Raw genomic sequence first — 6577 nt, forward strand, 5'->3', positions numbered from 1 at the left:
TAACTGGCGGAGCGGACCGAGGGTCGAGCTTGCGACCCTCGGTGTCTCAGAACGACAACTTGCCGACTGGACTACCGCTCCGCTGCCAGGTCAGGCATGACCCCGACCCGGATAGGCAAAAACCTGATGTGAACTTAGTTGACAGCTTCTTTCAGCGCTTTACCGGCTTTGAAACCTGGTTTTTTGGCGGCTGCGATTTCCAGCGTCTTACCGGTCTGTGGGTTACGACCAATGCGAGCCGGACGATCAGTCACGGAGAAAGTACCGAAACCAACCAGAACAACGGAGTCGCCAGCCTTGAGAGCGCCAGTGACGGATTCGATTACAGCGTCCAGCGCACGGCCAGCAGCAGCTTTCGGGATATCAGCGGATGCAGCGATAGCATCAATCAGTTCCGACTTGTTCACTCTAAGTCCCCTTATATCTATTTGAGTATGATTCTAAGTTTTTTTGGTGAAAGCAAAAACGAGTGCTGAATGGCCTACAGACACTTAAGAGCCGCTTTATAACAAGGGCTCTAAAAAGCTGTCAAGGAAGCCCCCCAGGCAAATGCGTACTAATGCGTGCTAATTCTTTCCTTAGAGTCAGACTCGCGTTTTTCATCCTTTGCAACGATCTCTGGAACCACATCAGGCAGCGGCTCCGGCGCGTATTGCAGCGCAATTTGCAGGACCTCGTCAATCCATTTAACCGGTTTAATCTGCAGATCTTGCTTGATATTGTCAGGAATTTCCTTCAGATCGCGTACGTTCTCTTCAGGAATGATCACTGTCTTGATTCCACCACGGTGGGCAGCAAGCAGTTTTTCTTTCAAACCACCAATCGCCAACACCTGACCGCGAAGGGTAATTTCCCCGGTCATGGCCACGTCGGCGCGCACGGGAATCCCGGTCAATGCCGACACGAGCGCCGTGCACATGCCTACACCGGCGCTAGGGCCGTCCTTCGGGGTTGCCCCTTCCGGCATGTGGATATGCGTGTCGCGCTTCTCGTGGAAGTCCAGGGGAATGCCCAGGCTCTTGGCACGACTGCGGACCACGGTCAGGGCTGCGGTGATCGATTCGACCATGACGTCACCCAACGAACCGGTCTTGATCAATTGACCTTTACCCGGCACGACAGCGGCTTCGATCGTCAGCAATTCGCCGCCAACCTGAGTCCATGCCAGCCCGGTGACCTGACCGATCTGGTCCTGCGATTCAGCCAGGCCGTAGCGGAATTTACGCACGCCCAGGAAATGCTCAAGCATGTCGGCAGTGACTTTCACCGAGAAGCGCTTTTCCATCGCGTGTTCTTTGACGGCCTTGCGGCAAACCTTGGCAATCTGGCGCTCCAGCCCCCGCACACCGGCTTCGCGGGTGTAATAGCGGATGATGTCGCGGATCGCTTCGGCGTCGAATTCCAGCTCGCCTTTCTTCAGGCCGTTGGCCGTGATCTGCTTCGGCGAGAGGTATTTGACGGCGATGTTGATCTTCTCATCTTCGGTGTAACCCGGCAGACGAATCACTTCCATCCGGTCCAGCAAGGCTGGCGGAATATTCATGGAGTTCGAGGTGCAAAGGAACATCACATCGGACAGGTCGTAGTCGACTTCCAGGTAATGATCGTTGAAGTTGTGGTTTTGCTCGGGGTCGAGCACTTCCAGCAACGCCGACGCCGGATCGCCACGCATGTCGCTGCCCATCTTGTCGATTTCATCGAGCAGGAACAGCGGGTTGCGGACGCCTACCTTTGTCATCTTTTGAATCAATCTTCCTGGCATCGAACCGATGTAAGTACGGCGATGACCACGAATTTCCGCTTCATCGCGCACACCACCCAGGGCCATGCGCACGAATTTACGGTTGGTGGCGTGAGCAATCGACTCCGCCAGCGAGGTTTTACCCACGCCCGGAGGACCGACCAGGCACAACACCGGACCACGAATTTTCTTCACGCGTTTTTGCACGGCGAGGTATTCGAGAATCCGCTCTTTGACTTCTTCCAGACCATAGTGGTCTGCGTCGAGGATGTCCTCGGCGCGCGCAAGGTCCAGACGTACTTTGCTCTGCGCCTTCCACGGCACCTGAACCAGCCAGTCGATGTACGAACGCACCACCGTCGCTTCTGCGGACATTGGCGACATTTGCTTGAGCTTGTTCAGCTCGCCCTGGGCTTTAGCCAAGGCATCTTTTGGCAGGCCGGCGGCATCGATGCGCTTTTTCAGCTCTTCGATTTCGTTGTGGCCTTCGTCGCTGTCGCCGAGTTCTTTCTGAATGGCCTTCATTTGCTCATTCAGGTAGTACTCACGCTGGCTGCGTTCCATCTGTTTTTTGACACGACCGCGAATGCGTTTTTCGACTTGCAGCAGATCGATCTCGGCGTCCAGCAACGCCAGAACGTGCTCGACCCGGGCCGACAAATCGATGATTTCGAGGATTTCCTGTTTCTGCTCGATCTTCAAGGCCATGTGCGCGGCCATGGTGTCGACCAGGCGCCCCGGCTCGTCGATGCTGTTGAGCGACGACAGGACTTCAGCCGGGACTTTCTTGCCCAACTGCACATATTGCTCGAACTGAGCCAACAGGCTACGGACAAACACTTCCGACTCGCGTTCAGGCGCGTCGACTTCGTCGATCAGCGAGACTTCGGCGCGGCAGTGGCCGTCCACTTCGCTGAAGCGCTCCACCGCGCCCCGCTGCTCGCCTTCAACCAAAACTTTGACCGTGCCATCAGGCAGCTTGAGCAGCTGCAGGACGGTAGCGATAGTACCTACGCGATAAAGTGCATCTTCACCGGGATCGTCGTCAGCAGGGTTTCGCTGAGCCAGCAGAAGGATCTGCTTGTCGCCCGTCATCGCAGCCTCGAGGGCTTCGATGGATTTCTCGCGCCCCACGAACAGCGGGATAACCATGTGCGGATAAACCACAACATCACGCAATGGCAGGAGAGGCAATTCGATGGTTGTCTTCATGATTTCGCCTCTACGGCGGCCATATGGCCGTAAACAGATGGAAGTGAGCTTGAAACCAAGATGGGGGCTGCTTTCAAAAAAAACAAGCGTAAAGAGGGTGTTAAAGCGCTTTAAAAGAAAAGGGGCCCGAAGGCCCCTTCTTTATCCCGGCTGCGTGACGCTTAAGCGTCTGGCGCGGCCTTGGCAGCAGGCTCACTATTTTCGTAGATATACAGTGGCTTGGACTTGCCTTCGATGACACTTTCATCGATCACTACTTTGCTCACCTCGGACTGCGAGGGGATTTCATACATAGTGTCGAGCAATACACCTTCGAGAATCGACCGCAAGCCACGAGCACCGGTTTTACGTTCCAGGGCGCGTTTGGCGACGGATTTCAGCGCGTCGGCCCGGAACTCCAGGTCTACACCTTCCATCTCGAACAGCTTGGCATACTGTTTGGTCAGCGCATTTTTCGGCTCGGTGAGAATCTGCATCAATGCAGCCTCGTCAAGCTCGTCCAGCGTGGCCAGTACCGGCAGACGACCAACGAATTCCGGGATCAAACCGAACTTGACCAGATCGTCAGGCTCGACTTCACGCAGGGACTCACCGACCTTCTTGCCTTCTTCCTTGCTGCGCACTTCCGCGTTGAAACCGATGCCGCCTTTGGTGGAACGGTTTTGAATAACCTTTTCCAGACCGGAGAACGCACCACCGCAGATGAACAGGATATTACGGGTGTCGACCTGAAGGAATTCCTGCTGCGGATGCTTGCGACCACCTTGAGGCGGAACGGAAGCGACCGTGCCTTCGATCAACTTGAGCAGGGCCTGCTGCACGCCTTCGCCGGAAACGTCCCGGGTGATCGACGGGTTGTCAGACTTGCGCGAGATCTTGTCGATCTCATCGATGTAGACAATGCCCATCTGGGCTTTTTCTACGTCGTAATCGCACTTCTGCAGCAGCTTCTGAATGATGTTCTCGACATCTTCACCTACGTAACCGGCCTCGGTGAGAGTGGTTGCGTCGGCGATGGTGAACGGAACGTTCAACAAGCGGGCCAGTGTTTCCGCAAGCAAGGTTTTACCCGAGCCTGTCGGGCCGATCAGCAAGATGTTGCTCTTGCCAAGTTCGACGTCGTCATTCTTTTTGTCACGCTGATTCAGGCGTTTGTAGTGGTTGTACACCGCTACTGCCAGAACCTTTTTCGCACGCTCCTGACCAATCACATACTGATCAAGGATGCCGCTGATTTCTTTTGGCGAAGGCAATTTATGCGCGCTGCTTTCGGCCTGGGCTTCCTGCACCTCCTCACGGATGATGTCATTGCACAGGTCGACGCACTCGTCGCAAATAAAGACCGAGGGGCCGGCAATCAACTTACGCACTTCATGCTGGCTTTTTGCCACAGAAGGAGCAATAGAGCAATTTGCCGTTGTCCTCGCCGTTGCGGGTGTCAGTCATTCGTTCGATCCAAATCCGATAGGCTTGCAACACAAGATGAAGGCTATTGCGGGCTTTTTCAAGCCCGCTCGTGATCAGACCCGCCGACCAAGCCTATTTTGAGCTGCTTATTTTAAGCGGGGCGCTGGTTGATCACTTCATCGATCAACCCGTAGTCACGCGCGGCTTCTGCACTCATGAAATTGTCGCGGTTGGTATCGCGCTCGATTTCTTCAAGAGTGTGCCCGCTGTGCTTGGCCATAAGCGTGTTGAGACGCTCACGAATGAAGAGGATTTCCTTGGCGTGGATTTCGATATCCGACGCCTGCCCCTGGAAACCGCCCAATGGCTGGTGAATCATCACACGCGAGTTCGGCAAGCAGAAACGCTTGCCGGGTGCACCGGCCGTCAACAGGAATGCGCCCATGCTGCACGCCTGACCGATACAGGTGGTCGACACGTTTGGCTTGATGAACTGCATGGTGTCGTAGATCGACATGCCCGCCGTTACCGAACCGCCCGGGGAGTTGATATAGAGATGGATGTCCTTGTCCGGGTTTTCCGCTTCAAGGAACAGCAGTTGCGCACAGATCAGGTTGGCCATGTAGTCCTCTACCGGGCCGACCAGAAATATGACTCGCTCCTTGAGAAGGCGCGAATAAATGTCGTAGGCGCGCTCGCCACGAGCGGACTGCTCGACAACCATCGGGACCAGGCCGCCTGCGGCCTGGATATCAGAGTTCTGCTGAATATACGAATTACGGAACATGCTCTGCAGTCACTCCCAAATAGTTATGTCTTGAATACGCATAAGCCAGCACGAAGGCTGGCTTATGGTGATTACTTCTTACCGCAAAAAACGATCAGTCGGCTTGTGGAGCTTCTACCGGCTTGACTGCTTCTTCGTAAGAGACCGACTTGTCGGTCACATTAGCCTTCTGCAGAACAGTATCCACAACTTGTTCTTCCAGCACAACCGAACGAACTTCGTTCAGTTGCTGGTCGTTCTTGTAGTACCAGGACACAACCTGCTCAGGCTCTTGGTAAGCCGAAGCCATCTCCTGAATCATCTCGCGAACGCGGGCTTCGTCAGGCTTGAGGTCGAACTGCTTGACCACTTCAGCGACGATCAGACCCAGCACAACGCGGCGCTTGGCTTGCTCTTCGAACAGCTCGGCCGGCAGTTGATCAGGCTTGATGTTGCCGCCGAACTGCTGAACAGCCTGCACACGCAGACGATCAACTTCGTTGGACAGCAGCGCCTTTGGCACTTCGATCGGGTTGGTGGCCAGCAGACCGTCCATTACCTGATTCTTGACCTTGGATTTGATCGCCTGACGCAGTTCGCGCTCCATGTTCTTGCGAACTTCGGTGCGGAAGCCTTCCAGACCCGTTTCCTTGATGCCGAATTGAGCGAAGAATTCTTCGGTCAGCTCTGGCAGTTTTGGCTCGGAAACAGTGTTCACGGTGACGGTGAACTCAGCTGTCTTGCCGGCCAGGTCGAGGTTCTGATAGTCCTCAGGGAAGGTCAGGTTCAGAACACGCTCTTCGCCGGCTTTGGCGCCAACCAGACCGTCTTCGAAACCAGGGATCATGCGACCGGAACCCAGCACCAGTTGCGTGCCTTTGGCGGAACCGCCAGCGAACACTTCACCGTCGACCTTGCCAACGAAATCGATGTTCAGCTGGTCTTCGTTCTGTGCAGCGCGATCGGCCACTTCAAAACGAGTGTTCTGCTTGCGCAGGATTTCCAGCATTTTGTCCAGATCGGCATCAGCCACGTCAGCGCTCAGGCGCTCGACAGCGATACCGTCGAAGCCAGCAACGGTGAACTCAGGGAACACTTCGAAAACTGCAACGTATTCCAGATCTTTGCCAGCTTCGATCGACTTTGGCTCGATCGAAGGAGCGCCAGCCGGGTTCAGCTTCTGCTCAACAACAGCTTCGTAGAAAGAAGACTGGATCACGTCGCCTACAGCTTCCTGACGCGCATCGGCACCGAAGCGGCGCTTGATTTCGCTCATTGGCACTTTGCCTGGACGGAAGCCAGCAATCTTGGCCTTTTGGGCAGTCTGCTGCAGACGCTTGTTGACCTGAGTCTCGACTGACTTACGAAAACTTTCTCACCGGGGTGATCGGCAAAGGCACGTACGTCAATGCGCGGGCGGCCAAAGGCCTGCCCAAGCAAAGCCATTCACA

Annotated in this window: 4 protein-coding genes and 1 pseudogene; all 5 read right to left on the reverse strand. The window is 55.3% G+C overall.

Features of this window, described 5'->3' with window-relative positions; all coding sequences use genetic code 11:
• Positions 1 to 134 precede the first annotated feature (134 nt).
• Positions 135 to 407, reverse strand: a complete 273-nt coding sequence (locus ACQKP4_RS19975) for an HU family DNA-binding protein (protein ID WP_002552737.1) — start codon at positions 405 to 407, stop codon at positions 135 to 137.
• A gap of 149 nt (positions 408 to 556) precedes the next feature.
• Positions 557 to 2953, reverse strand: a complete 2397-nt coding sequence (lon, locus tag ACQKP4_RS19980; RefSeq protein WP_427635353.1) for an endopeptidase La — start codon at positions 2951 to 2953, stop codon at positions 557 to 559.
• A gap of 161 nt (positions 2954 to 3114) precedes the next feature.
• Positions 3115 to 4399: pseudogene (gene clpX / locus ACQKP4_RS19985) on the reverse strand (ATP-dependent Clp protease ATP-binding subunit ClpX).
• 112 nt (positions 4400 to 4511) lie between these two features.
• Positions 4512 to 5147: an ATP-dependent Clp endopeptidase proteolytic subunit ClpP gene (gene clpP / locus ACQKP4_RS19990; protein WP_427635354.1), complete on the reverse strand. Its 636-nt coding sequence runs from the start codon at positions 5145 to 5147 to the stop codon at positions 4512 to 4514.
• 94 nt (positions 5148 to 5241) lie between these two features.
• Positions 5242 to 6459: a trigger factor gene (gene tig / locus ACQKP4_RS19995; protein WP_427635356.1), complete on the reverse strand. Its 1218-nt coding sequence runs from the start codon at positions 6457 to 6459 to the stop codon at positions 5242 to 5244.
• Between the last annotated feature and the right edge of the window lie 118 nt (positions 6460 to 6577).

This window comes from Pseudomonas sp. NPDC086278, assembly GCF_050280905.1.
In the GTDB taxonomy this organism is placed as follows: domain Bacteria; phylum Pseudomonadota; class Gammaproteobacteria; order Pseudomonadales; family Pseudomonadaceae; genus Aquipseudomonas.

What these genes read in the sequence shown, in the direction of transcription:
- lon (WP_427635353.1), bottom strand. Translation starts at nt 2,953, where the DNA reads ATGAAGACAACCATCGAATTGCCTCTCCTGCCATTGCGTGATGTTGTG.
- clpP (WP_427635354.1), bottom strand. Translation starts at nt 5,147, where the DNA reads ATGTTCCGTAATTCGTATATTCAGCAGAACTCTGATATCCAGGCCGCA.